At 39.2% G+C, this 23,022-nt stretch carries 27 protein-coding genes and 1 riboswitch; of the genes, 5 read left to right on the plus strand and 22 right to left on the minus strand.

Annotated features, from left to right (window positions below; genetic code table 11):
- Positions 1–106: 106 nt before the first annotated feature.
- The 4 genes from ureC to HMPREF2571_RS02125 are packed head-to-tail and all read right to left on the minus strand — an operon-like array spanning position 107 to position 3,006.
- Positions 107–1,825 carry an urease subunit alpha gene (gene ureC, locus HMPREF2571_RS02110; protein ID WP_002886560.1) on the minus strand — a complete coding sequence of 573 codons (1,719 nt, stop codon included), beginning with the start codon at positions 1,823–1,825 and terminating at the stop codon, positions 107–109.
- A gap of 15 nt (positions 1,826–1,840) precedes the next feature.
- A complete protein-coding gene (locus tag HMPREF2571_RS02115) occupies positions 1,841–2,152 on the minus strand; it encodes an urease subunit beta (RefSeq protein ID WP_002886559.1) in 312 nt (103 codons plus the stop codon).
- Between the two features lie 11 nt (positions 2,153–2,163).
- Positions 2,164–2,466 carry an urease subunit gamma gene (locus HMPREF2571_RS02120; RefSeq protein WP_002886558.1) on the minus strand — a complete coding sequence of 101 codons (303 nt, stop codon included), beginning with the start codon at positions 2,464–2,466 and terminating at the stop codon, positions 2,164–2,166.
- A gap of 24 nt (positions 2,467–2,490) precedes the next feature.
- Complete coding sequence (locus HMPREF2571_RS02125) at positions 2,491–3,006, minus strand: AmiS/UreI family transporter (RefSeq protein ID WP_002886548.1); 516 nt, start codon at positions 3,004–3,006, stop codon at positions 2,491–2,493.
- A 387-nt stretch (positions 3,007–3,393) separates the two neighbouring features.
- On the opposite strand from HMPREF2571_RS02125, the gene HMPREF2571_RS10745 reads away from it, so the two are divergent.
- Complete coding sequence (locus HMPREF2571_RS10745) at positions 3,394–3,813, plus strand: hypothetical protein (RefSeq protein ID WP_231844793.1); 420 nt, start codon at positions 3,394–3,396, stop codon at positions 3,811–3,813.
- A gap of 51 nt (positions 3,814–3,864) precedes the next feature.
- Here HMPREF2571_RS10745 and HMPREF2571_RS02135 read toward each other — a convergent pair whose 3' ends face one another.
- From HMPREF2571_RS02135 to HMPREF2571_RS02160, 6 genes are all read right to left on the minus strand, one after another.
- Complete coding sequence (locus HMPREF2571_RS02135) at positions 3,865–4,197, minus strand: DUF805 domain-containing protein (protein ID WP_013990041.1); 333 nt, start codon at positions 4,195–4,197, stop codon at positions 3,865–3,867.
- 109 nt (positions 4,198–4,306) lie between these two features.
- Entirely contained in the window at positions 4,307–6,403 is a 2,097-nt protein-coding gene (locus HMPREF2571_RS02140) for a peptide cleavage/export ABC transporter (protein WP_013990040.1), read from the minus strand.
- Between the two features lie 174 nt (positions 6,404–6,577).
- Positions 6,578–7,477, minus strand: a complete 900-nt coding sequence (locus HMPREF2571_RS02145; protein ID WP_045768781.1) for a helix-turn-helix transcriptional regulator — start codon at positions 7,475–7,477, stop codon at positions 6,578–6,580.
- 178 nt (positions 7,478–7,655) lie between these two features.
- Positions 7,656–8,306 carry a phosphatase PAP2 family protein gene (locus HMPREF2571_RS02150; protein WP_013990038.1) on the minus strand — a complete coding sequence of 217 codons (651 nt, stop codon included), beginning with the start codon at positions 8,304–8,306 and terminating at the stop codon, positions 7,656–7,658.
- Positions 8,307–8,308: 2 nt separating this feature from the next.
- Entirely contained in the window at positions 8,309–8,866 is a 558-nt protein-coding gene (locus HMPREF2571_RS02155; RefSeq protein WP_013990037.1) for an ECF transporter S component, read from the minus strand.
- Positions 8,867–8,946: 80 nt separating this feature from the next.
- Positions 8,947–9,069: riboswitch (FMN riboswitch) on the minus strand.
- Positions 9,070–9,174: 105 nt separating this feature from the next.
- Positions 9,175–9,684, minus strand: a complete 510-nt coding sequence (locus HMPREF2571_RS02160) for a tRNA (cytidine(34)-2'-O)-methyltransferase (RefSeq protein ID WP_013990036.1) — start codon at positions 9,682–9,684, stop codon at positions 9,175–9,177.
- Between the two features lie 277 nt (positions 9,685–9,961).
- Here HMPREF2571_RS02160 and trkA point away from each other — a divergent pair, with 277 nt between their 5' ends.
- Entirely contained in the window at positions 9,962–11,311 is a 1,350-nt protein-coding gene (gene trkA / locus HMPREF2571_RS02165; protein WP_013990035.1) for a Trk system potassium transporter TrkA, read from the plus strand.
- Between the two features lie 6 nt (positions 11,312–11,317).
- Complete coding sequence (locus HMPREF2571_RS02170) at positions 11,318–12,757, plus strand: TrkH family potassium uptake protein (RefSeq protein WP_013990034.1); 1,440 nt, start codon at positions 11,318–11,320, stop codon at positions 12,755–12,757.
- A 22-nt stretch (positions 12,758–12,779) separates the two neighbouring features.
- On the opposite strand, the gene yidD is transcribed toward HMPREF2571_RS02170, so the two are convergent.
- The 10 genes from yidD to HMPREF2571_RS02220 all read right to left on the minus strand — a co-directional run bounded on the left by yidD (position 12,780) and on the right by HMPREF2571_RS02220 (position 18,926).
- Positions 12,780–13,028, minus strand: coding sequence for a membrane protein insertion efficiency factor YidD (yidD, locus tag HMPREF2571_RS02175; RefSeq protein WP_013990033.1), 249 nt, complete (start codon positions 13,026–13,028; stop codon positions 12,780–12,782).
- The gene (locus tag HMPREF2571_RS02180; protein ID WP_002883686.1) at positions 13,028–13,753 is read right to left on the minus strand and encodes a pseudouridine synthase; all 726 of its coding nucleotides are present in this window, start codon (positions 13,751–13,753) and stop codon (positions 13,028–13,030) included. The genes yidD and HMPREF2571_RS02180 overlap by 1 nt, the downstream gene beginning before the upstream one ends.
- A gap of 91 nt (positions 13,754–13,844) precedes the next feature.
- Entirely contained in the window at positions 13,845–14,426 is a 582-nt protein-coding gene (gene scpB, locus HMPREF2571_RS02185) for an SMC-Scp complex subunit ScpB (protein WP_013990032.1), read from the minus strand.
- Entirely contained in the window at positions 14,419–15,132 is a 714-nt protein-coding gene (locus HMPREF2571_RS02190; protein ID WP_013990031.1) for a segregation/condensation protein A, read from the minus strand. The genes scpB and HMPREF2571_RS02190 overlap by 8 nt, the downstream gene beginning before the upstream one ends.
- The gene (xerD, locus tag HMPREF2571_RS02195) at positions 15,132–15,893 is read right to left on the minus strand and encodes a site-specific tyrosine recombinase XerD (RefSeq protein WP_013990030.1); all 762 of its coding nucleotides are present in this window, start codon (positions 15,891–15,893) and stop codon (positions 15,132–15,134) included. The genes HMPREF2571_RS02190 and xerD overlap by 1 nt, the downstream gene beginning before the upstream one ends.
- Entirely contained in the window at positions 15,847–16,329 is a 483-nt protein-coding gene (cbpB, locus tag HMPREF2571_RS02200; RefSeq protein WP_002883680.1) for a cyclic-di-AMP-binding protein CbpB, read from the minus strand. The genes xerD and cbpB overlap by 47 nt, the downstream gene beginning before the upstream one ends.
- Positions 16,326–16,847 carry a metallophosphoesterase gene (locus HMPREF2571_RS02205; RefSeq protein ID WP_041817184.1) on the minus strand — a complete coding sequence of 174 codons (522 nt, stop codon included), beginning with the start codon at positions 16,845–16,847 and terminating at the stop codon, positions 16,326–16,328. Before HMPREF2571_RS02205 ends, cbpB begins: the two co-directional genes overlap by 4 nt.
- Entirely contained in the window at positions 16,829–17,803 is a 975-nt protein-coding gene (locus HMPREF2571_RS02210) for a nucleoside-triphosphate diphosphatase (protein WP_013990028.1), read from the minus strand. The genes HMPREF2571_RS02205 and HMPREF2571_RS02210 overlap by 19 nt, the downstream gene beginning before the upstream one ends.
- Entirely contained in the window at positions 17,796–18,611 is an 816-nt protein-coding gene (racE, locus tag HMPREF2571_RS02215) for a glutamate racemase (RefSeq protein WP_013990027.1), read from the minus strand. The genes HMPREF2571_RS02210 and racE overlap by 8 nt, the downstream gene beginning before the upstream one ends.
- 63 nt (positions 18,612–18,674) lie before the next feature.
- Positions 18,675–18,926, minus strand: coding sequence for a YneF family protein (locus HMPREF2571_RS02220; RefSeq protein WP_002883695.1), 252 nt, complete (start codon positions 18,924–18,926; stop codon positions 18,675–18,677).
- Positions 18,927–19,171: 245 nt separating this feature from the next.
- Between HMPREF2571_RS02220 and HMPREF2571_RS02225 the strand changes: the two genes are divergently transcribed.
- Entirely contained in the window at positions 19,172–19,714 is a 543-nt protein-coding gene (locus HMPREF2571_RS02225) for a TetR/AcrR family transcriptional regulator (protein WP_002886528.1), read from the plus strand.
- A gap of 32 nt (positions 19,715–19,746) precedes the next feature.
- Here the strand turns inward: HMPREF2571_RS02225 and HMPREF2571_RS02230 are convergent, their stop codons facing one another.
- The gene (locus HMPREF2571_RS02230) at positions 19,747–21,000 is read right to left on the minus strand and encodes a diaminopimelate decarboxylase (RefSeq protein WP_013990026.1); all 1,254 of its coding nucleotides are present in this window, start codon (positions 20,998–21,000) and stop codon (positions 19,747–19,749) included.
- 136 nt (positions 21,001–21,136) lie between these two features.
- Here HMPREF2571_RS02230 and HMPREF2571_RS02235 point away from each other — a divergent pair, with 136 nt between their 5' ends.
- Positions 21,137–22,273, plus strand: a complete 1,137-nt coding sequence (locus HMPREF2571_RS02235) for a DUF5105 domain-containing protein (RefSeq protein ID WP_013990025.1) — start codon at positions 21,137–21,139, stop codon at positions 22,271–22,273.
- A 36-nt stretch (positions 22,274–22,309) separates the two neighbouring features.
- Here the strand turns inward: HMPREF2571_RS02235 and HMPREF2571_RS02240 are convergent, their stop codons facing one another.
- Positions 22,310–22,999 (minus strand): Bax inhibitor-1/YccA family protein, encoded by a 690-nt coding sequence (locus tag HMPREF2571_RS02240; protein ID WP_002886525.1) that lies wholly within the window; start codon positions 22,997–22,999, stop codon positions 22,310–22,312.
- Positions 23,000–23,022 lie beyond the last annotated feature (23 nt).

Genomic DNA, 23,022 nt, shown 5'->3' on the forward strand with positions numbered 1-23,022 from the left:
GCATCAAACTCATATAGCAACTTAATAAAGCGCTAAAAATGTTATGGCTATAAAATACAAAAGAGGTTGGAGGAAAAATTCCAGCCTCATTTATATAGCGTCTTCCTTAGAACAAGAAATAACGTTGAGACAATGATGTCGTATGGATTGGCTCACAAGTAACCAACTCATCATCAATAAAGACATCAAAGGTCTGTGGATCGATACGGATTGTTTTTGGAGCGTAGTCATTAAGCTTCATATCACGCTTAGTCAAGTTACGCGTATTCTTAACAGGAAGAACAATCTTATTCAAACCAATTTCTTCTTTGATACCGTGATCATAAGCATATTGAGAGACAAATGTAAGATTTGTTTCATGAACCGCTTGACCGTAAGCACCATATAATTTACGCATGATACGTGGTTGAGGTGTTGGAAGACTTGAACCAGCGTCACCCATAACACCATAAGTTAACATACCACCCTTAAGCACCAACTTAGGTTTTGCACCAAATTGTGCTGGTTCCCAGATAACCAAATCTGCAAATTTACCAACTTCTACAGAACCGATATAGTCTGCAATACCGTTAGTGATGGCAGGGTTAATTGTATATTTAGCCACGTAACGTTTGATACGATTATTATCGTTAAATTCTGAATCCCCTTCAAGTGGACCACGCTGAGCCTTCATCTTATCAGCTAGTTGCCAACAACGCATGGCTACTTCACCGACACGTCCCATTGCCATGGCATCTGAAGTCATGATACTAAGGGCACCCATATCATGAAGAACGTCTTCTGCAGCCACAGTTTGTTTACGTACACGTGATTCAGCAAAAGAGACGTCTTCTGGAATTTTTGGATCCAAGTGGTGGCAAACCATAACCATATCTAACAACTCACCAATAGCATTTGTAGTGTATGGGTTAGTTGGGTTAGTTGATGATGGCAAAATATTTTCCTTACCAGCAAAGACCATGATATCTGGAGCGTGTCCACCACCTGAACCTTCGGTGTGGAAGGTATGAACGGTACGACCTTGGAAGGATTCCAAAGTATTTTCCATAAATCCACCCTCATTCAAAGAGTCAGTGTGGACCGCAAAGGAAACATCGTATTTATCCGCAACTTTAAGGGAATTATCAATTCCTGCGTAAGTCGCACCCCAGTCCTCGTGTGTTTTAATTCCTGCTGCACCAGCCTTAATTTGCTCTTCAACCACTTCAGTCTCAGAACCAACACCTTTGGCAAGAAAACCAAAGTTAGCAGGCATATCATCAACAGCTTGCAACATACGAGTAATATGGAATTTACCTGGTGTACATGTTGTTGCATTACTTCCGTCAGCGGGACCAGTACCACCACCAAAGAGGGTAGTAATCCCGTTATCCAAACCAAATTCAGGAAGGTCGGCAGAAATATAGTGTACGTGAAGGTCAATACCACCAGCAGTCACAATCAAACCTTCAGCAGCAATGGCTTCTGTACTAGCACCCACAACAAAGTCCACATTGTCCATTGTATCTGGGTTACCACCGCGACCGATAGCAACAATCTTACCATCACGAATACCGATATCTGCTTTAATAATACCTGTATAGTCAATGATGGTTGCACCTGTAATAATGGTATCAACAACTGATGGATTGTCACGTGTTTCCGTAGCACTAACACCCATACCATCACGCAAAACTTTACCGCCACCGAACTTAGATTCCTGTCCATAAACAGTAAAGTCTTTTTCAATGGCTGCAAAAAGATTGGTATCTCCAAGACGTACGCTATCACCTACAGTTGGTCCGTAGTGTTGAGCATACTCTTCACGATCCATTTTAAAACTCATCGATTTGTCCTCTTTCTAGTCTAAGAAACCATTGACCTTGTTATTGAAACCAAAAATACGACGTTTCCCTCCAAAGTCAATAAGTTGTACTGTTTTCGTTTCACCTGGCTCAAAACGAATGGCTGTACCTGCTGGAATATCTAGACGTTTGCCTCGCGCCTTTTCACGATCAAATTGAAGACCAGCTTCGTTTGCTTCATAAAAATGGTAGTGAGAGCCCACTTGAGCAGCACGGTCACCCACATTTTTCACTTCAAGACTAATGGCTTCGTAACCACCGTTATAATCAATTGGCTCACTCGCCACATGGTATTCACCTGGAATCATTACATTTCTCCTTACTGAATAGGATCATGAACAGTAACCAGTTTTGTACTGTCCGTAAAAGTAGCTTCAACTTGAATCATTGGAATCATTTCCGCAATACCTTCCATAACATCTTCACGTGTTAAAAGATTGCGAGCTTCATCCATCAATTGGGCAACAGTTTTACCTTCTCTTGCACCTTCAAGCACATAGTCTGTAATCAAAGCAACCGCTTCTGGATGATTCAATTTGATTCCTTTATCTTTACGTCGTTGAGCAATCATAGCCGCAAGGCTAATCATCATTTTTTCCTGCTCACGCATTGTCAATTGCATCGTTTTTCCTCCTTAAATCAATGCTTACCACTTGCCCCAAAGCATCAAAAGCCCTGGAATCCAAGCTGTTACAATTCCTTCAAAAATAGCTAGGTAAGGGACAAATTTTCCTAGGTTCTTCTTAAGGTTAATTTCAATAAAGGCAGTTAGCCATAGAATACCCCATAAGAACCAAATAATACCATACCAAGCATTACCACCGTATCCAGATGTTAAGCAAAGAATCCCTGCTGGTAGCGTATTAATTGCCACAAATAAACTAAACCACCCATACAAACGTTGATCAAAATCGAAAATCGTATTGATAGCTGAGTAAAGGTAGGTGAAGGCAAATAAAAGACCAGTGGCGCTACCATAAAACCATTCAGCGCCTTGCCCTGTACAAGCTCCATAAGCAATGACAATAATGTTGAGAATCAAACCCAAACCACCCGTAAAGATATTCATGACAACATTTGATTTATCAGGAATACCCTCTAAACGATGGAGTCCATTACTCATCAAAACCATACCAACATAGAGTAGGATGACACCTAACATAAGAACCTCCTAAGTTATTTTATGTTAATATCATACTACTTTGACAACACATGTCAACGAATTTTCAGAAATTTTGCAATATTTACATGTTAGTCAATCTAACATCTAGTGTCAAAAAATGACATTACATTTGGTAATTCTCAATAGGAGTCCTCTGTTTAATCCCAGATAAATAAACAGTTAATCTCTAAAAAACTATCTTTATCATTTGACTGTTTCTGACAATATAGCCAGTACAATCTATCATTCAATGTGAGCATAATATTTTTTCTCGCCTATTTTTCCTTTGCCTTTCCAGCAACCCTTGTCTTGATCAGTACGATTGAGCTGGGCTGTCGCCTATTAGGTGGAAAAGCAAAGGGAATACGACTTGAATCGGGAATATTTATGGTCACTAGTCTACTCCAAGGCATGCAAATTAGTCTCTGGGGCCTGCACGACAACTGGGGGAGCGCTCAGATTCTTTGCCTTCATGCGAGTATCCTCCTTTACTTTATGGCACGCACTGGACAAAGTAGTCAAGAGCGTTTGGGAATTACGGTTTGGCTAGACCTCATATACACCAGCTACATCTTCCCACTGAAATATTTCTTAATCGGAGCCTGGACACTCTTTGGCGTTTATATGGCACTCTATGGTGTGACGCCACGTCGCTTACTGTCAGGTTGGTTTGTCACAGTACTCTTTATTTGGTGTGTCCTAACACTAATTCGACTCTATAAACCTATTCAGGCAACTCGTCTCGCTGTATTTTATGCAACTATCAGCTTCACCCTCGTTAGCCTCTTAGGTAGCTTTATTTTGTAAGAAAAAAAGAGTGGAACTAGACTAACTAGTTTCACCCTTTTTATATTGGAGTTATTTTGAATCTCTTGTAGGAAAGGCATACATCACCCAAAGTACTACTAGTAGTGGTGTCGCTTTTAATACAATCCAAGCAACATTGAAATTGGCATCACGTAGACGACGAATCTGAATTGAAATTGTGGGAAGCGCCGTTGCTGTTATAAATAGAATAAAAGCTGTCAATGTAAAGCCAGCAGCTTTTGTTTGCCCAAGCAGGTTCATCAGTAGGAAAATCAAAGTACCAATAACTCCATTAATCAAGACAACCCACCAATAGTCTGATCGTTTTGTACGACCATAAAAATCGAGATAGCCTAACCAAAAATTTTTATATGCCTCTAACATGTTTACACCTCTTAATAATATGCTACCAGTATACTATATAAAGAAGATAGGTGCAAGATGTGAAAATTTAGACTTCTTAAGTTTTATACATATATAATAGGAAGATTTTTTAAATAAACTGGAATGGATTGAAATTAGGACTGTCTGACTCAATCTGGCCACTCACCATGGTCACCACACGACTGACATGTTGACGGACACTATTGCGGTGAGCAATAAAAATCATTGTTCGTTTAATCTTAGCAAGATTAGCCATGACCCTGCTTTCAGTATCACTATCAAGACCACTGGTAGCTTCGTCAAAAACCAAGATAGGCTGCTTGGACAAGAGGGCCCTCGCTATCGCCAAGCGTTGTTTTTGACCACCAGATAGACCACCGTCTTCAGATACTTGGGTCTGAAAACCTAGTGGCATTTTTTGAATATCCTCTAAGATATCAGCTTGTTGGCAAACTTTAAGAAGCTTTTTCTCATCAACTTCTCCTTCATATCCTAATAGCAGATTTTCTAAAATGGTTCCTGTAAACACATAGGTCTGCTGGGGAACGTAAGTCACCATTTGACGCAGCTCCGCATGGCTAATAGCATCTTTATCTAGGGTTACATGACCACTAGATTTTGTGTAATAACCTGACAACATTTTCGCTAAGGTTGTTTTCCCAGATCCACTTTTACCCATGAGGGCGATTTTCTCACCCTTATGAATCGTTAAATCAATCTTACTAAGCGTCTCTTGCTGATAACTAAAACGGTGACTGACTCCTTTAAGAGCAAGTTGTTTAAAAGATAACTCTTTAAGTTTTCCTTCTTCTTCCTTATCCACAACATAAACTTCTTGAAGACGATTATTGGCTACTTTGGCTTGCTGAATTTTGGATTGGAGATTGATAATATTAATTAAAGGAGTTGTAAAATAATTCAGCAACATATTATAAGTAATCAACTGACCTGCAGATAGTTGCCCTTCCATGACCAATTGTGCCCCATACCAGAGGATAAAGACATTGGAAACTAACTGAACCCCTGTCTTTAAACCATCCTGCGTTAATTGCCACTTGGCCTTAGACAAAGACTTCTTCAAATAGTCATGGAATTTCACCTCAATTTCCTGATAGCGTCTTTCTTCAACTCTCAAGGATTTTAAGGTTTCAATGCCTCGCAAATCATCAATAACAGCGGTATTGACCTGACTATTTGCCTCCATCAATTGATAATTTTCCTTTTCAAAAAGCTTATAGAAGGCCAAAATGATTAACACATAAAGAGGAACTACCGTGAGAGTCATCACAAAAAGTGACTGATTTTGTAAAATAAGGGCCACAGCTAAAGTCATCACAATGGTCACATCTAGGAAAATCGATAAAATCGTTGAAGCTAGAGCATCGATAATAGTGTTGGCATCTCCAAAACGTGACGTGATTTCACCAGTGCGACGTGAACTAAAGAAACTAATAGGCAAGGAAAGGACATGCTTAATATAAGGAAGAATGACAGCAATGGATAAGTAATTTCCCAATCGATGTAGAAGATAATCTTTGAAAAAAGTAAATACTTGTTGAGCTAGATAAGAGATACATAGACCCAGTGAAATCATGGTTAGAAGAGTGTAGGCCTCCTGAGGAATCAAGCGGTCAATAATAGATTGCAAATAATAAGAACCAATGATATTAACTAGGGTCACTAGAAAACTTAACAAGACAATAACTGCAATCAAACCCTTACGACGGAACAAAATCGGTAAAAATGAAAGAAGCTCAGGCACATCTTCTTTGTATTTAGTGTAGGTTTCTCCTGGAACAAAAAAGAGAGCAACTCCTGTCCACTCTTTGGCAAACTCCTCTAAGGGCATTTTAATGACCTTCTTGCTAGGATCTGGATCACCAATAACAAGCTTCCCCTTGATTTGACCAAACACCGTATAATAATGTTGCAATCCACCTTCTTTAACCACATGTGCAATAAAAGGATAAGATAGGTTTTCTTGTTTAAACAAGTCTAAATCCGCACGAATAGCCTGAGTTTCAAGACCCAACTGCTTGGCCGCTTCAACCAAACCAAGCGCAGAAGTGCCTTCACGAGAAGTCTGAGCCAACTCCCGCAAATAAGCTAAACTATAAGATGAACCATAGTGTTTAAGAATCATGGCTAAGGCAGCGACACCACAATCACGCTGATCAATCTGTGAAATATATGGATATTTTGACATGGTGACTCCTTATTAAAGACAACCTGTGAAATAAGGCAAGATAGTGATAAGTAGTGAGAATAGTGTAAATAAATTTAGTTTTTTCAAAATAAAACTCCTTTTAACTGTTATTTATGTTTCTATAGTAAACATTTAACCATTAAAAAAGTAGTGACATTTATGTCACCACCATTTCTATAAACCATCTGCCGCTTTCCCTGCTTTTATACTTTCTTCTAAAACCGAGTCTTCTAAAACGGAAGCAAACATTATGGCCTTATCGTAATTCTCTGCAGCCTTTTTCTTATTTTCCTTATGCAGAAGTTCATATTTAGCTTTGAGAACAAAAACACTAGGTTTATAGCTATAGAATTGTGATTTTTCTATAACGGCTAATGCTTTATCCACAACTGTTAAGAAGTCTGAAAAGGAATTGTGAAAAATCTTCAAAGCAGCAATAGCCATCAAATCATTAAATAAAACAATATTATGGACATCATCTGTCCAAATTTCCTGATTTAATACTCTCTTTACGATTTTTTCAAAAAGTTTTTTGTCATACTGTTTTCTTCCATAAAGATGGAAGAAATAATAGTCAATAACTAATAAATCGTTAGTTGAGAATTTCTTCTTCCTTTTGACCTGTTCAAATAAATCTTCATATATTTCCTCAACCTTTGGACTCTCCTCCCAACTAGTGAAACTTAATATATTTTCCAAAATATCTAGAGTTAATAGTTCTTCTTCTGGAAGAAGTTCAAAGAATTTCTCATAGACTTCCTCAATTAAGGCAAGTTTATCCTTTATTCTTTCTGGGTTTCTGTACGTTGGAAACTTAATCAAACGATTCTTCATCTCATAATATTCATCAGGGATAGTAATATTGTCATGATCCAATAGATCGGCCATATTTTTTCCTAGACGTTTTGCGATGTAAGATAGTCTATCTAAAGACGGGAGAGATTCCCCTTTTTCAATGCGAATTAACTGGCGAACAGTCAACTCCGCACCATCTAAACATAGCACCTCACGTGACATCTGCTGACGTTCACGCTCAGTTTTAATTCTTAGTCCAATGCTGTCTTTTATGTTCAAGAGACTCTCCTTTATTCAAAAGTTTAAAAACATTATATCATAATTATAATACAATTAATATACAGTTAATGTGTTTTTAACAGAATAATAGTCAAGAAAAGATATTTTTATACATTTTATATAAGAAGGCCCTTCCTTTGCATCAAAAAAACATGCAGTTCAAAACTACATGTTTGTTTTAATTCTGTTTACTTTGGAATCGCCATTCAAAGCGAATGCGGTCATAAGTTGGATAGATAGCATTAAGCAACCCAAAGGCTAAGGTAAAGCCAGCTAAAACATCTGTTGGATAATGAACACCCACATAAATACGCGAAAGTCCAACAAGGAAAATCAGAAGCCCAGTAATAGCATAAACTGCTATTTTAGATTCTTTTTTCGCCAAACGCTGAGCAAGAACAATGGCAATTGCTCCAAGAATCATAAAAGTTCCCAAAGAATGACCACTAGGGAAAGAATAACCACTAGCATGCACTAAATGCGTAATTGATGGGCGTTGACGCTGATAAATATACTTTAAACTTACAATCAAGATACTAGCGAGAAGCCCACTGGCACCTACAAAGATAGCTTCTGCTTTATACTGACGTAGATAAAGCCAGATTACTGCTACGATTGCAATAATAGCCTGTACGGGCGTATTTCCAAGTATGGTAATCGTTTTAAAAAAGCGTGTCAGTCCTGCCGGTAAGTCTCCTCGAACCCAAGTTTGAATGTTGCTATCAAATCCTGTCAAGGCTTCAGGGTAGAACTTAACCATGTAACCGAGAGCAACAAATAACAATAAGGCAAAAGAAGCATAAATATAATGTGTGTGTTTGTGTTTCATATTTATAATTTTACTAGAATAGACTTAAGTGGAGCATAAATCAGAGCAAAGGCTACCGCAAAAATCAATCCTTGAAGTAAATTGAAAGGTACTACCATAGCGAAAAGATATTTATAGAGACCTATGAATTGCGCAATATCAAAGTTGGCAAATTTAGCATAGAGTGGTACTGCATAAATATAGTTAAGAATAACCATAGCAACTGTAAGCAAGACAGTTCCTACAACAGAACCAAAAATATAATTCTTGCTTGTTTGATTTTTCTTCCAAAAATAGCTTAGGCCCCAAACAAAGACTCCTAGAGCAACGAAATTCATAGGAAGTCCAATCATTGATCCTGGACCACCATTGTTTAGCAAAAGCTTCAACAATGAACGAAGCAAGAGAACACCAATGGCACTCTTAAAATCAAAGATAACCAAGGCAATCAGAACAGGAAGGATTGAAAAATCAACCTTCAAAAAGTCTGCTGCTGGAATCAATGGAAATGAAAAATAAAGCAACAAGAATGAAACTGCGGATAAAATGGCAATGTAAGCCAATTTACGTGTGTTTGTCATAAAAAAATTCCTCCAAATTTTAACAATTTGAAAGAAGTTCCCAATGGATTTGCCTATGCCAAAAAAGCCTACGCAAAAAGACTGGTCTTCTTCCATCCAGACTGTACTGTCGGTTGAGGAATCACACCTCATCAGCTTGCGCTCGCGGACTTATCTATAGAATCACCGCCGGTCGGGAGTTTCACCCTGCCCTGAAGACCTTTTAAGAATAACATAAAAAAACCTTGGTGACAAGGTTCTCAAATTATGGATTTCTAATCTGTTGATAGTCAATGACTATAGATACTCTTATAAGAGAAAATAGACCTCTATTTTAATTTGTCATGCTGATAACGATGACTCAGCTCCAAGCCCTCAAACTGTTGCTGACGAAGTGCTTCGTAAACAATCATACAAACAGTGTTGGACACATTTAGACTACGCACATGTTCATCATTCATCGGAATACGAATAGCTTTTTCAGGATGCTCACGCATAAAATCTTCAGGTAGGCCTGTATCCTCACGACCAAACATAAAATAGTGGTCCTCACCATCAGCATAGGCTTCTTCTGAATAAGTCTTATCCGCAAACTTGGTAACTAGATGCAAACGACCATCCTGATTTTTAGACATGAAATCTGCCAAATTGTCATAATAAGTGATGTCAAGCTTATCCCAGTAGTCTAGACCTGCACGCTTCATTTTCTTGTCATCAATTGGAAAGCCCATAGGACGGATGATATGAAGAGGGCTATTAGTCGCTGCACAGGTACGTGCAATATTTCCGGTATTTTGTGGAATACGAGGTTCAAACAAGACAATATGATTACGTGACATCTCAATTCTCCTAGACATAAAAAATACCATGTCGCCCGGAGTCAAGCTCAGCAGACGACATGGTTATGGACGTTCATTAGCTTAAATCATGACAGGTTAGATTTAAAATAACGAATCTTTGAATATATTTTAGCACTTCTAGTCTAAAAGTCAAGACTATTTAAAGAAAAATTTTACCTTTATTCACTTAAATAGGAATAGTTGATAAAGCTAGCTGAAAAGGATGATTTTTCCGCTAAAATAGAGTATCATAGTAATGATTATTTGGAGGTAACTCATGCGTATTATTGTCGTAGGTGCCGGTAAAGTCGGTACCGCACTCTGCCGTTCTCTTGTTGAAGAGAAGCACGATGTTATTTTAATTGAAGAAAAGGAAGAGGTCCTCAAACGCCTCAGCAAACGTTATGATGTTATGGGCTTTGCTGGAAATGGGGCTAATTTTAAAATTCTGGAGCAAGCCGAGGTTAGCAACTGCGATGTCTTTATCGCGATGACTGACAAAGATGAAGTTAACATGATTTCAGCCGTTCTGGCTAAACAAATGGGTGCCAAAGAAACTATTGTTCGTGTGCGTAACCCAGAATACTCTAATGCTTATTTCAAAGACAAAAACTTTCTTGGATTCTCATTAGTAGTTAATCCTGAACTTTTAACAGCTCGCTATATTGCCAATACAGTTGAATTTCCAAACGCCCTATCAGTTGAGACTTTTGCTAATGGACGCGTTATTCTTATGGCATTTAAAGTCACTGAAAATAGCCAATTGTCTGGTATGACAATGGAACAATTCCGTAAGAAATTCGGCAATATTCTAGTTTGTACGATTGACCGTCAAGGTGAGCTCATCATTCCAGATGGGAATGCTACCATGCAAATTGGGGATAAGATTTATGTCACTGGTAAACGTGTTGATATGGCGCTTTTCCACAGTTACATCAAGCCAAAAAGTATCAAAAAACTTTTGTTGATTGGTGCTGGACGTATCTCCTACTACTTGCTCAATATCTTGAAAAACAATCGTATTAAGGTCAAATTGATTGAGCAAAAAATGGACCGTGCGCAAACCTTTAGTCAAGTCTTCCCTGAAGTTTCTGTTATCTTAGGTGATGGTACTGCTAAAGACCTTCTTCTCGAGGAAAGTGCAGCCAGTTATGATGCCGTAGCTACCCTAACTGGAGTAGATGAAGAAAATATCATCACCTCTATGTTCCTCGAAAGCCTTGGTATTCACAAGAATATTACTAAAGTCAACCGTACTAGTCTTTTAGAGATTATCGATACACGTGAGACAACAACAATTGTCACACCTAAGAGTATTGCCGTTGACACTGTAATGCACTTTGTCCGTGGGCGTTATAATGCTAAAGACTCTAGTCTCGATGCCCTTCACCATGTGGCTAATGGTCGTATCGAAACCTTGCAATTCCAAATTAAGGAAAACAACAAAATCGCCGGGAAGAAACTTTCTGAGCTTGAATTTGCTAATGGTGTCCTTATCGCTGCTATTATCCGCAATGGAAAATCTATTTTCCCAAAGGGAGAAGACAGACTCGCTATTGGGGATAAAATCGTGGTCGTTACACTCTTACAAAATGTAACTCATATTTACGACTTGTTGAAGAGGTAAGCTGCCATGAATCGATCTATTGTCCGTTTTCTTATTGCCAAGCTCCTGCTTATTGAGGCTGCTCTCTTGGTTGTACCACTTATCGTTGCCCTCATTTATCATGAAGATGCCAAAGTATTTGCCAGCATCTTGGGTACGATGGGGATTCTCCTCTTTCTCGGAGTGCTTGGTACTCTCTTTAAACCGAAGAACTACCATATTTACACCAAAGAAGGGATGCTTATTGTAGCCCTCTGTTGGGTGCTCTGGTCCTTCTTTGGAGGATTGCCCTTCGTCTTTGCCGGTCAGATTCCGAGTGTCATTGATGCCTTCTTCGAGATGAGCTCTGGTTTCACAACCACGGGGGCTACTATTCTCACAGATACTGGTGTACTTACCCACTCCCTCCTCTTCTGGCGAAGCTTCGCCCACTTGATTGGAGGGATGGGGGTATTGGTCTTTGCCCTAGCCATCATGAACAACAGTAAAAATGGTCACCATGAGGTTATGCGTGCAGAGGTGCCTGGTCCAGTTTTTGGTAAGGTCGTGGCCAAGCTCAAAAATACAGCTCAAATTCTTTACATCATCTATTTAACCATGTTCGTTATTTTTGCTGTTATTCTCTGGCTTTGCGGTATGCCAATCTTTGATAGTATCATCACTGCTATGGGGGGCGCAGGTACTGGGGGATTTGCTGTCTATAATGACTCTATCGCCCACTACCACAGCGATCTGATTACCTATGTGGTTACTGTTGGTACCCTACTCTTTGGGGTTAACTTCAACCTTTATTTCTATATCCTCCTTCGCAAAATCAAGTTTTTCTTCCAAGATGAAGAACTACGTACCTACTTTGCGATTGTGGCTATTTCAACTGGTTTGATTATCCTCAATATTTTTGGAATCTACCACAATTTGGCTGACTCTTTCAAATACTCATTTTTCGAAGTGTCAACCATTATCACAACAACTGGTTTTGGTCTGACAGATATTACCAAATGGCCACTCTTTTCTCAGTATATCCTACTCCTCCTGATGTTTATCGGGGGGTCAGCAGGGTCTACAGCTGGTGGTTTCAAGGTTATCCGTGCTATGATTATTGCTAAGATTGCACGAAATCAGACCCTAGCTAGCCTCTATCCTAATCGTATCCTGTCACTTCATATTAATGGAAGTGTTCTCGATAAAGAAACTCAGCACAGTGTTCTTAAATATCTAGCTGTATATGTACTCATTATACTAAGTTTAGTCACTGTTTTGTCACTGGATAATCAAGATCTCTTGATTGTGACAAGTGCTGCTGCTTCAACCTTTAACAACATTGGACCTTTACTTGGAACGAGTGATAGCTTTGCTATTTTCAGTCCTTTATCTAAACTTATCATGGGATTTGCTATGATTGCAGGACGTTTGGAAATCTATCCTTTATTACTCCTCTTCCTACCAAAAACTTGGTCAAAAACTTAAGCATAGAAAAACTCCTTTGGATTCATTTATCCAAAGGAGTTTTATTACGTTTTAGACTAAAATAATCTGGCACCGGATCATCTCCAGTCTCTGATAAAGGGTGACATCTTAAGATACGGGCAATTCCCATAAGAACTCCCTTTAAACCGTGCTTTTCTATTGCTTGAATCATATAAACCGAACAAGTTGGACGAAAACGACAAGACGGTGGAAATAGGGGAGAAATCCATCTCTGATAAGCCCTGACCAAGGCAATCAGAAATCTTTTCATTATTTAACCTTATTGACAGCAGCGTTATGAAGCTGGCTGATTTCTTTCTTATTTAGACGGCGTGATTCACCTGGACGAAGCCCTGTCAAATCAAGGGTCCCAAAACGTGTACGAGACAACTTATCAACGAGCAAGCCCACTGATTCAAACATTTTCTTAACCTGGTGGTTACGCCCTTCATGAATTGTCAATTCGACAACTGAACGATTCTTTTCATGGTCAACTTTGATAATATTGTAACGTGCTGGCTTGGTTTTCTTGCCATCAATGACCACACCACGAGTTAATGGACGGAGGTTCTCCTTGGTCGCAATACCTTTGACACGCGCCAAATAAACCTTGTCAATCTCATTACGTGGGTGAATCATTTTATCAGTAAAGTCACCATCATTAGTCAAAATAAGAAGACCAGTCGTATCCCAGTCAAGACGGCCAACAGGATAGATACGTTCCTTAACGTGGGGCATGAGGTCAATAACCGTCTTACGATTTTTCTCATCAGATACCGAAGAAATAACCCCTCGTGGTTTATTAAGAAGATAATAGACCTTCTCTTCATTATAAATTGGGCTACCATTTACCTCAACAATGTCACCATTTTTGACAATGGTTGCCAATTCCGTAACGGTCTTCCCATTTAGGGTCACACGACCTTCTTTAATCAGTTCCTCAGCCTTACGACGGCTGGCCACACCAGCGTGGGCAATATATTTATTAATTCGCATTCTTTTTCTACAGCTTAAGCTGTATCCTTTCTACCTAGCATCTCTGCTATGTTTCTTTATTTTTAATGATTAGTTTCAACAAAATTTACTCTTAATTGTCCAAGTCCTCAAGTTCTTCTGGAGCATCTTCCCTAAAGAGACTCGTTTCCTGCTCTTCAAGTTCTAGTTGATCAATCGCCACAAGTTCATCTAAACTGTTGATCCCCATATAGTCTAGGAAATAATCAGTAGTCGCATATAGGTTAGGACGACCGACAGCATCTTTTTTACCAGCCTCTTGAATGAGATTGAAGGCCTGAAGTTTAGCAATAGCACCACTAGAATTAACACCTCTAATGTCATCGACTTCAGCACGTGTAATAGGCTGTTTATAAGCAACTATAGAGAGAACCTCAAGACTCGCTCTGGATAGACTTTGGTTGATTGGCGTTTTAGAATAGTCACGAAGGAGACTTGCAAAATCTGGCTTAGTCACCAGCTTATAGGTATTTGACGATTCCAATAAATAAAGAGCTGAATCCTCATCTGCCTCATACTTGGCTTGCAATTTTTCCAAGGACTGAGTCAGACCTGTCACTGGCATTTCCAAAAGCTGTGCCATAGTACGTAGACTAAGACCATCTTCACCTGCCACAAAAAGTAAAGCTTCTAATCGTGCTAAGTGACTACTCATTCGTCCATTCCTTTCTTAGTGTGATTGTTCCAAAAATTGTTTCCTGTTGTACTGATATGCGATGTACCTTAATCAATTCAAGAGTTGCCAAAAAGAGGGTGATTACTTGATTCATATCTTTAGCATCGGTGAAAAGTTCATCTAAATGTAGTTCATTTTTTGAGCCAAATGCTTCCTCAATAATCAGCATCATGTCTTCAATTTTATAATCGTCACGCGCAATAGTCGTGTGATTTCGGCGAATTTCTTCTTGCTTTTCAGCCATGATTTTTGAAAAAGCCAAGAAAATATCTTGAATGGTCTTATCCTGATTCAGAGTCACATCTTCATAAACCAATTCTACTTTTGGTTTTGAAAAATACTGAGCTCGTACCTCATGCTGCTTAGCCAACTCTTGACTAGCTGCTTTGAAGCGTGCATATTCTTCCAATTGACTCAAGAGCTCTTGTTCAGGATCATCTGCTTCAGGCTCAGCTTCCACCACTGTGGGCAGAAGCTTACGACTCTTAATCAGCATGAGCTGACTAGCCATAAGCATATATTCCCCAGCAACTTCAAGCTTCATGGCTTGCAAGGTTGCCAAATAAGCCAAATATTGCTCGATAACTTCAACAATGGGAACATCGTAAATGTCTACCTCATACTTAGAAACCAGATGGAGCAACAAATCCAGTGGCCCCTCAAAATCTTTTAACTTAATATCCATTAGGTTTTATAGTATTTCTCCAAGGTCACTGGACTTTTTAGTCCCAGTAAACGAGCAAGTTCAAAGGCGCCCGTTCCCTTTTCAATCTGTCTAAGAATAAATTGCTGACGCAAGACTTGAGCAGTTACATTCGATAAGCCACAGTCACTAACATAAGTCTGGATTTGCTTATACAGCCATTGTCGAGTATAGACCTTACCCAAAAGCAAGCCCTGGCTGTTGACATCTTTAATAGCCAACAAATACTGCTTCACATCTGCTTCAAGTCTGAGAACACGCTTAGTGCTTCCCTTGGCCACAGTTACAACACCAAAATCCAAGTCAATATCGGACCAGTCCAACTCCAAAATCTCTGAAGGTAATAGCCCCAACTCTAGAATCAGCAGACAAGACAGCTTACCAACCCCTTCACGCCCCTCATAAAGCGATGAAAGATCCAGTATTCGCAACTTATCCTCCTGAGAAGGTATCGTAACCGTCTCTGATAGTTTGAAAAATTTCTCTAATTCCCCCTTTTGATAGAGGTATAGCAAAAATTGATTGACCGCAGAGCGCTTACGCTTTTGTACGGATGGCTTCCATTCCTTCAGTTGGTTTTCATAGAGCTTGAGACTGGTTTGATCAATTTGTCCTGAAATCGACGTTGCAAACTGCTTAAGATCATAAGCATAAGCTTGCTTTGAACTCTCCGAAATGACCTTAGTAGCCAGAAAATCAGTGATCTGAGTTGTCAGTTGTTTTTGGAATGATGATATAGTCATGTGTAAAGTCATGTAAGAGGCTATTAACCGCCTTTAGAATCGATTTTCGTGTGATAATTCCTTTGAAAATACCTTGGCTGTCAACCACAGGAAGGAAAGGATTATTAACTAGCTTATGCATTACCTCATTTAGATTGGCATTATCTTCCACTGTTTCCACGACATCTGATGTCATCGGTCCGATATCACGGTTAACCATCTCCCACTCTTGCAAGTTATGTTCATCTTGATAACGCTTAATATCTGTCAAAGATATGGTCCCAAGATAGTGCTTATCCTTAGTCAAAACGGGAACGCGCGAATAACCATTGCTTGTCAAAAGCAAGACCACATGATCAGCGTTGTGACTATCAATAAAAATAGCAACCTGATCTGATGGAATTAAATAATTATCTAAATGAGCCAACAAAAAATCTTCAAATTCTTTAGCAATCATCGTTCAAATTCCTGTGTAAGTTCTGAATAAAGTTCATGGTCACGTGTGTAATATTCTACACGAATTTTTGCACTGTTTATAATCACCTTAGCATAAAGTTTCTCATGGATAGGTCCACGTGGCTGTGAAACAGATCCTGGGTTGATAAACACTGTCTTACCATTTCGCCAAGCTGCTGCCGCATGCAAGTGGCCATAGAGGCAAATATCTGCATCCTCTTGTTGCGCCCAAAGATCTAACTTGTCCCAGGTAAAATTAATGCCATAAAGATGACCATGTGTTTGTGCAATAATCACATCACCAAGTTTTACGACCAAACGTTTTGGATAACCTGAATCATAATCACAGTTGCCACGAACCACATGGATACCTTCCCAGACAGGATCACTTGATTCTAACTCAGAATCTCCGTTATGGAAAATAGCATCTACCTTCCCCTGATAACGATTTTTTATATCTACTACAATGTCACGTTCTCCATGGGAGTCGCTCATTACGATTATTGTTTGTTCTGCCATGCTGGGAAGACCTCCATAAGTTTCTTAACAGCTTGTCCACGGTGAGATTGTTCATTTTTCTCTTCTGCAGAAAGCTCTGCTGCCGTTTTACCCGTATTACCAACTAAAAAGAGTGGATCATAACCAAAACCATTGTCACCTTTCGGTTCTCGGCCAATATAACCCTTCCAGTCGGCATCAACAACCAAACTATCACGTCCAGGGGCTGCAACAACTAGGGTTGTATGGAAGTTCGCAGTACGTTTGCTATCATCAAGCACCATAGCCAGCTCGTGTAATAATTTAGCATTATTTTCATCATCCGTAGCATCAGGACCAGCAAAGCGAGCAGACCAAACTCCTGGTAAACCTCCAAGAACATCTACCTGCAAACCAGAGTCATCTGAAAGGACCATTTTACCAGTTAATTCAGAAATGGTTTCCGCCTTCAAGCGTGCATTTTCTTCAAAGGTCATACCCGTTTCAGCAACTTCAGGAAGGTCTGGATAATCATTAAGATTCTCTACCTTAATATCTAGTTTTCCAAATAGTTTACGAAATTCCTTGGTTTTTCCTTCATTGCGTGTCGCAATCAATAGGACATCACCAAAGTCTGATTTGTTATCAGAACCAAAGAAATCGCTCAAGGCGACACCTTCTCTAGGCACATGTACATAGACAAGCTTATCTCCTTCACTAACTACCAAAGCCCCTTGATGTTGCGTAACAGCTAGGTCACGACCAGTTTCCTCTTTCAAGCAATCCAAAATAAAGGATACCAAGCGAAGGTCTGAAGAATGTTTCGCAATATGTAACTGAAAGCCACTAACAGCCAAAACGTTAGTCAAAGCTTGGAAAAAGTCAACAAATTGCTCATAGGCCTCATCACCACCAAAACAAGTCAAGTGATTGTAGTTTCCAAAACTAGCCAAATACCAGTCTTGTTCGTCTTTATATTCAAAAATTGATTTAGTCATTTTCTAACTCCTTGTCCAAATCGACATGTTGGACAGCAACTTCTTCACCTAGCCATTGTTCTGCGATTTCTTTAAAACCAAGCACACTAGCCGTGGTGTAATATTCTTCCGTCTTGTCTTCGACTTCACGGCTACGATTAATCTCAAAATAATTGAGCAAAACAGAAACATCACGAACTGTTTCCGCTCCGCTATCAATTAGCTTGACACTTGGCCCCATAACATTTTGGATGATGGAACGTAAAAGTGGGTAATGGGTGCAACCCAAAACCAAGGTATCTACCTTACCGACTAAAGGTGCCATGCTTTCATAAACAATTTTTTTAGCCACACTTGAGTTAATTTCATTGGATTCAACAATAGGGGCAAAGCGAGGACAAGATAAACTCAAGACATTCATTTGTGGTGCCAAATGCTTAATTTTTTGTTCATAGATGTTAGAGGCAATCGTCATTGGAGTCCCAATGACACCAATATGACCCGATTGGCTAGACTTAATAGCCGCACTAGAACCAGGCAAAACCACACCTAGCACTGGGATATCCAAGGCTCCTTTGATTTCCTCCCAAACTACTGCTGTTGCCGTATTACAGGCAATAACAATCATCTTTACATCTTTGGTCAGAAGGAATTTAACCAACTGCCAGGTATACTGTCTGATTTGTTCTGCCGGTCTAGGACCATACGGTGCCCTAGCAGAGTCACCAATATAAACAATAGACTCGTGAGGCAACTGACGTTTAAGTTCACGTACTACCGTCAGTCCTCCGACACCAGAATCTAAAAATCCTATAGGTCGATTATCCATCTTGCCTCCTTATCCCCTAGGTTACATGTAAAAAGCTGAGATTCACGTCCCAGCTCCCCACCATTATTTTTTCTTTTTCTTGCTATCTGCAAGTGCTTGTTTTTGTTGTTTGATAATTTGGTTATATGTTTGACGCACTTTTGCTTCATTTGGTTTTTGACCCGCAGCTGACATCATGGTACGAACAGCGTCCACATTCAAACGAGGATTTTCAGCCAATTCTTTCTCCATTTGTTTGCGGGCAAAATATGCGCCTCCATAAAAACCACCCAAAAGGGCTACAAAAACAAGAATAATCCAAAGGACGGTGTTCATAAATTCAATTCTCCTATAACGTTGATTTACCTTATATTATAGCAAAAATGGCCCCTACTGACAAATAAGACGTTGATTCTTAAAAACGTCTAGAAAAATAGTTTTTTCGTTTAAAATACCGATAAAATGAGACTTTCAGTATTTTTCACTTACAACTGTAAAGGACTTGTAAGATTTCTAGAACAAAAATAGGTTATTATATAGGTTGTGGAATTATTATTATGTTTATATAAAGGGGTTTATTTATGCTCAAGGAAGCAACTATTTCCGAACGAAAAATTGTCAACGCATTTATTGAACTCTTAGAGGAGAGTTCACTCGAACAAATCAGCATCACAGATATCATCAAGAAGGCAAATCTCAGCAGACCGACCTTCTACTACTACTATTCAAATAAGGAAGATTTGGTTGAAACAACCTTCTCAAAGATTTTAGATAAAATCTCAAGTATTCTTCAGGAAGACATGACCTACCAAGAAGGTGTTGTCACTGAAATGCTACGATATCTTAAGGAAAATCAAAAACTCTGTCTCACCTTGATGACACACATTCCAAACATCAATGAGATGATTCGTGAATTCATTATCGAGACTATCCTTAACTCTGATATTGAAAATGTTACAGAGCTCATGGAACAAAGCTATCATATCCCTGCCAAATATTCATTGGAAGTTTATGTTAGCACTATTGTTACCATTTTGACAATCTGGCTCAAAGAAGGCTGTATCGAATCCCCTGAGGAATTAGCCGATATCATTCTTGAAGCTGTCATCATTAAAGTAAAATAAGCTAGAGCCTTTAAGGCCTAGCTTATTTTTTGTTAAATGTCAAAATCAAAACCATCAAGAGTGGCAAAGTAATCATTCATCGTCTCTGCACGGCGAATCATACGAGCTGTGCCATCTTCTTGGTAGAGAATTTCTGCAGAACGAAGGCGTCCATTATAGTTGTAACCCATTGAGAAACCATGAGCACCTGTGTCGTGGATAACCAATGTATCTCCAATACGAGCTTCTGGCAATTCACGGTTCTTAGCAAACTTATCATTATTTTCACAAAGCGAACCTGTCACATCAACTACTTGAATGTCACCATCTGGATTAGTCATATTCGTGATGTGGTGGTAGGCATCGTACATAGCTGGACGGAGCAAGTTAACCGCAGAAGCATCTACACCAACATAGCGACGATAAGTGTCCTTAATATGAAGAACCTTAGAAACGACAAGGCCATGAGGTGCTGTCATGAAACGCCCAAGCTCAGTGTAAATACTGATGTGTCCAAGACCATTCGGAACAAGGATTTCATCAAATTTAGCATGAACGCCTTCACCGATAACGGCAATATCATTTTGTTTATTGGCTGGTGTGTAGTCCACTCCAACACCACCTGATAAGTTGATAAAGTCAAGACTAACACCAAGTTCATTCTTGATTTCTACCGCCAATTCAAACAGTTGAGCAGCCAAGGTTGGGTAATACTCATTCGTTACTGTATTTGACGCTAAGAAAGCATGCAAACCGAATGATTTCACTCCTTTTTCTTTAAGGTAGGCATAACCTTTGAAGAGCTGTTCCTTAGTCATCCCAAATTTTGATTCTTCAGGATGATCCATGATATCAGTACCAAGAGAGAAGACGCCCCCTGGGTTAAAGCGCAAAGAAAGGGTTTCAGGAAGCCCTGCAGCCTCTTCCAAGAAAAAGATATCTTCGTAAGCATCAAGGTTAATTGTCGCATTAATATCACGCGCGTAAACAAACTCTTCTGCACGTGTATCATTAGATGTAAAGCTAATGGCGCTACTATCAAAACCAATTTTCTTACTCATGACAAGCTCTGTATCGGTCGCACAATCGACACCACACCCTTCTTCCTTCAAGATTTTGAGGATTGCTGGATTAGGTGTAGCTTTTACAGCAAAGAATTCTTTAAAACCTGGATTCCACGAAAAGGCTGCATTAACTGCACGCGCTGTTTCACGAATACCTTTTTCATCGTAAAGATGGAAAGGTGTTGGAAATTCTGCAGTGATTTGTTCAAGTTTATCAGCCGTAATAAAAGGTGTTTTTGTCATTTGATTCTCCATTTTTTTACAATAGTAATCCTATTATAGCATAAGAAAAGGCTTGAAACCCAATTTTCTAATAATCTCAAGGCATATTTCATGATACAATAGACCTACAACCTAATAAAATAATGGGGGATTATTTATGAAAAAATATCTTTACTCTGGGGCTCTTGCTCTAGCAGCCATCTTAACGCTCTCAGCATGTGCCAAGCCAAAACTTGATGCCAAGCTTTCTGTTAACGATATTGTCTATATGTCAGGAAGCGACCTCAAGCTCAAGGATGACCAAACCCTAGTCGAAGTTTCATTCAAACTCGAGAATACTTCGGAAGATATGGAAAATGAGCTTAAAACATCTGCTAAACAATTCTACCTCAAAGATAAAGATGGTAAAAAAGTCACAGCAAGCAAGCTCGACAAGGGCGACCTACCTACTCTCTTCAATAAAAATAAGAACGTAGAGGACGCTACAGATGACTTTGGAAAGCTTGAAGCTGACGACTACAAGACTGTCTCACTCTTTTTCGAAGTTAACAACGACGAAAGCTATAAACTCTATTTTGAATCAAAAGATGAGAAAACAGAGGGACAAACAGTTTCTACTAGCCTAAAAGATTTCGATGGTAAAACAACTACCAATGTTAAAAAGGCTGTTGATGCTTATTTCAATGCAGTTCTTCTAGGTGGTGAAAGCAAAGACTACAGTAAATTTGTTTCTAACGACTTGGACAAAGCCAAGGGCGAACTTAACCAATATTTCTCAGATAGCCTTCAATACAGCTATGATGATACTGATCATATCAAACCAACCGGTGATGAAATTCCAAAAGTTTTTGGTTGGGTCCAAACTGCTAACCGTGAACGCGGTAGCTATACTGTTGATAACATTATTGTCGCTAAAGATAAGGCAGAATTCAATGTCAGCATGTCAACTATCAGTATGAAAGCTGCAGACGATGCCTATGGTGCTAATCACCCAAATCTCACAGATGACCTTAAAAACTACCTACAAAGCAATGGTGCCAACGCTGGAAATGTCGATCAACTAACAAGACAATACTACATGGAAACTTACCTACCGAATTCAATCAAAGAAGTAAGCCCATCAGCACCAAAGACAGAAGGAACAAATATCTTTGATAATTACTCAGTCGAACTTACTAAAAAAGACGACAAGTGGGCCTTCCCAGATAAAGATAGCTATGTCGGAAAATGGGAATACTACCCACTCTTCTACGCTTACACAGGCCAGCAAGGGACACTTACAAAAAACTATTAGACATTAAAAAATCAGCCAGGTGGCTGATTCTTTTTACTAATTACGTCTAGCAAAGAGTCGCAAGATATTCAAGAATAAGTTAATGAAATCCAAGTAAAGACTAAGTGCCATAGAAACTGCCCATCCATCTGTGACCTGACCATTGGTACCGTAGTAAACCTTTTTAATCATCTGGTTATCATAGGCAATTAAACCAGAGAAAATAAGAATTGATACAATACTAATCACAAAACTCATCATGCTACTTGCAAAGAAAATATTAATCAAGCTAGCCACAATAATCCCAATCAAGGCTGCCATAAGGAACTTAGCCATGCCTGATAGATCTCGCTTAATACTAACTCCGATAAGGGCCATGATAAAGAAAACAATGGCAGTGCTAAGGAAAGCTTGAAAAACTATAGCTTGCGTGTATTGAACGATGATAAAACTAAGTGTAAATCCATTCAAAGCGGAATAAACCAAAAATAAAGGTAGGGCTGCAGGTGTATTTCTTCGTGCAGCACCGCTAGCCAAAAAGACCAAACCAAACTCTAAAAAGAGGGCTGCCATGTAAACCCAAGAATAATTCATGAGAATATTGACAAAAACATGCGAGAGAGGGAAGAGCATCAGATAAGAAATGACTGCTGAAAGTCCCACTCCCATACCAACAAGGCCATAAATCTTTCCGAAAAAGCGGCTTAAGCCCGCATCACTAGTCGTATAAATTGCATTTGATTCCATAGTTATCTCCTAAAAATAACGAA

The sequence above is a fragment of the Streptococcus sp. HMSC068F04 genome (assembly GCF_001837455.1).
GTDB lineage: Bacteria > Bacillota > Bacilli > Lactobacillales > Streptococcaceae > Streptococcus > Streptococcus salivarius_D.